2 protein-coding genes and 2 pseudogenes are annotated in these 3492 nt (G+C 42.0%); all 4 read right to left on the reverse strand.

Annotated elements, in window-relative coordinates; genetic code table 11:
• Positions 1–296: 296 nt before the first annotated feature.
• Positions 297–906 (reverse strand): annotated as a pseudogene (locus tag IQ219_RS18120) (transposase); the annotation flags it as partial.
• A gap of 135 nt (positions 907–1041) precedes the next feature.
• The gene (locus tag IQ219_RS20625) at positions 1042–1284 is read right to left on the reverse strand and encodes an IS1 family transposase (RefSeq protein ID WP_194021156.1); all 243 of its coding nucleotides are present in this window, start codon (positions 1282–1284) and stop codon (positions 1042–1044) included.
• A gap of 274 nt (positions 1285–1558) precedes the next feature.
• A pseudogene (locus IQ219_RS20630) lies at positions 1559–1729 on the reverse strand (hypothetical protein); the annotation flags it as partial.
• Between the two features lie 29 nt (positions 1730–1758).
• Positions 1759–3297 (reverse strand): FAD-binding oxidoreductase, encoded by a 1539-nt coding sequence (locus IQ219_RS18130; RefSeq protein WP_368667635.1) that lies wholly within the window; start codon positions 3295–3297, stop codon positions 1759–1761.
• Positions 3298–3492 lie beyond the last annotated feature (195 nt).

Raw genomic sequence — 3492 nt, forward strand, 5'->3', positions numbered from 1 at the left:
TATACAGTTTACTATACGTGTCTACACATTGTACTGTCTTTTTCGCTTCTCTTACCTTCGTCATACTCCCTCCAAGCTTTCCAGCCTTTTATCTCCATTCTAATTCACCCATTTTGATGAAAGAGGGCTATAGCGATTTTCAGATATATAAGTTATGTGTAAAGCCTTTTAAATCAAGCCTTGCAAAGGTTTGGACTGACCTCACTTCCGCTAAAAATGCTATAAATTTTGTGTAAAGAGGAAGATTTAGATCACTCCCAGAATTTAGCACCATCGGCTTTGACCGCCCCAAGCTAAAGACCCAGTCTCCCTCCCGGTTAATCCCTAGGGCCAGATAGACCGCTCGTTTGCTGATTCAACCTGAGACCTTGATGTTCACGTACAAGGCATCCAGGTAAACGATGGGGTAGATTTCTGCCAATGGATAGACTTGCCAAGCCTTGACTTCCTCCATTACTGTGCCGGTTACTTCGCTAATCAAGCTCGCTGACACCTTGGCTCCATAGAGTTCCTCTAGTTGAGCACTGATATACCGAGTCCCCATACCCCTGGCATAGAGGGCATGAATTTTTTCGTCCAATCCCATGATGCGACGTTCATGTTTGGGCACTAACACCGGCTCAAAGTTCCCCTCCCCCGGTCTCGAGGGATTGACAATTCCATTTTCCCTTGCCCGCACTGCACTGTTTTCCTTGAGTAGCCGTTGCGGCTGTTGCCCTTTCCTTCCTCTGCCTGCTTGTTTAAGTTATGGTTTAGTATCCCGGCCAATGCACCTTCTATCAAACGTTTGGTCAGTTGTTTTAGTAGTCCTGACTCTCCCAGTATTTCTTCTGGGGTTTGATGCTCTTCCAGCAACTCTTCTAGTAGGCTATCGACACGATTTGGTTCTTGTTTTTTGCGTACCATCAGGGGTTTCCTCCTTTTGATTGGATTTTACTCCCCTTACACAAAATTCTGTTCAGTCCCTATGGTGGTTGATAAAATATAAAATAGCGGATTCATGATTGAAAAAGTTTTTAGAAAATGAAAGGCGCTTCCTGACTAATCTTGAGCATCTTTTTTTGTCCTATCACCCAAATGAAAGCCTAAAATTTCCTTCGTATTTCTGTTTAATGATAACCAAAGATAAACAGGGTTGTCTTTTGAGCAAACAAATGACCATAACTCATCACATTCGAGAATCAAACTATTAATGCAAGAAGCTAGACTACTTGTTTCAAAAGAGATTGAGCGATAAAACTTATTAACATAATTCTGCAACCAATTAATTGATATTCCCAGCATTTATGACAGACATTATCTTAGAGAGATTCGCTCTAGAAGACCTCGTTTAATGTATTCAATTTCTTACTCGCTTATATAATGTTTGCTAGGGTTTTCCACAAACTGCCTGCCGCATCCTTCGCACAAATACCTTTGTTCTTGTTGCGAATGCTGTCGTTCTTTAAAATATGCAATGAACCGCACGATGGACAGGGGAGACGTTTATCTTTGTCATTATTACTCATGGCTCAATCAGTCAATTCAGTGGTGCAAGTTGATATAATTTCTACGATAGCTAAATTTTAGAGGATAACGGTAAAAGTAGCTCAGATAAACCCCCTTCGCAATGATTGCTATTCATTTTATATTTTAAGTACATAAATAACTTCGCCGGCTCGTGGAAGCCAAGAAAAATAGCTTCTTTAGGAGTGCCATTAACAACTAGTACATTAGCAATGCCATCCTCAGTTCCATCACGTTATAACCGATAAATCTTCAATGATGAAAATCATAGCCAGAGCCATAATACCAAGCCTCTAGGCGACGTTTTTGCCCAAAATTAGGGTTAGTAAATAGGATATTTTTAGCCAAGGGATAAGCTAAACTGTAGCCCGCTAAGTTGGCATAATGACCTAACCATTCTAGCAAAGCTGGTAGACCAATTTGGGGCAATAAAGGTAACACGATGAGCGGATTTACCCTCGGCAAAGTTTGGGTTAGACCAGACCATTGGATTACATCTTGTAAAAAAGGTCCCATGACTTCTTGACCTTGCCGATCCATGACAGTAAAAACCGCATTCATTAAGCGATTAATTTGATCTGGATCTGATTTTTGTCCAACTTTAACCCCCATGGTTTGTTGAAATAACCAAGTAACCCCGATATTCGGTTGGTAGGGTTGCAAAAGAGCCAGATCCGCCGCGGTCAAATAATCCGCTTCCAGAGCTTCACCAATGGCCCGAGTTAACCGCTGTAAATGGCGGACCATGGCGCCGAAACCACCAAAGCTAACAGGGGATTGACTGCCGGCACTGTCCCCCACGGCTAGTACTCGATCCCAAGGAAAATGTAGAGGGCTAGATTTATAAGCAGGGAAAAAACCAGATAAAAACCGTTGCCATTGCAGTTGGTCTAGATTGATTTTTTGATACTCAGATAATAGACGAAAATATTCCTCAAAAAGAAATTCTAAACTGATGCGGTCTGGATGCACATCTACATAAGTAAATAAATAGGTGGTGCGGCCATCCCGAGCAGGAAAAGCTTCCCAAAAGTATTGGCAATTGTTGGCAATCCCGGTGGTGGTGGCAATTAAATCTCCAGTGCTGTTGTCAGAATACCCCTGGGCACAACTACCAACAACAAGGCAAATTCCATCGGGGATTTCCCCTTGCCGAGATTGATTTACTAAAGGAGAACCGTGCCCCATGGCATCAATGAGCAAACGGCTGGTGAGTTTTTGATCGACTTGATTTTCTCCATTATGCTGATAATTAATAGTAACTCCATCGGGGTGAATAGTTGCTTTCTGAAAGGCACTATGCTCTAATAATGTACCTCCGGCTTGGAGGAATTTTTGCTTAAGTTTTTCTAGTAAATAAACTGGGTCTACACCCACATTTAAAACATTTTCCACCCAAAACTCTTGCCCGCCATGGAAAGCAATGCGACCGGGATTATACTCACTGGCGATCGCCGTTTCCAATTCTTCTGGGGTGAGTAACTCTAATTCAACAAAAGTTTGTAATTCCTGGCGAGAAATGTTCCATTCCTGGGCGCGACCTTGTAATTTGCCCCGTTCTAGGACGGCAATGCGCCAACCATTGGTTTGTAAACTGGCAGCCAATAAAATTCCCAGGGTACCACCGCAAATTACTGCGTCAAAATCCGTTTCCCCCAAGTTGATATTAACTTTTTGAACCACTTCAAAAACGGAAGGTAAATTTCCCTGACATAGGGCCTGCCAACGCTGATCTAAACGTCGTAGATAACCTAATGCATCCCCTGGCACAGAATTCAGTTTAGACTCCACAAAATAAGCTCCATTAATTTTTGGATAAATATTCAATCTGCAACTATGCCGTCCAATCTTCCACAACTAAGTTCGGAACTTGATTGAAATCAGCGATATTTCTAGTAAGTAATATTAAATTGTGAGAAATGGCGATCGTCGCAATTCGTAGATCCATTGTAGCCAATCTAACTTTTTGTCTTCGCATTGTATTGA

Source organism: Synechocystis sp. LEGE 06083 (assembly GCF_015207725.1).
In the GTDB taxonomy this organism is placed as follows: domain Bacteria; phylum Cyanobacteriota; class Cyanobacteriia; order Cyanobacteriales; family Microcystaceae; genus Synechocystis; species Synechocystis salina.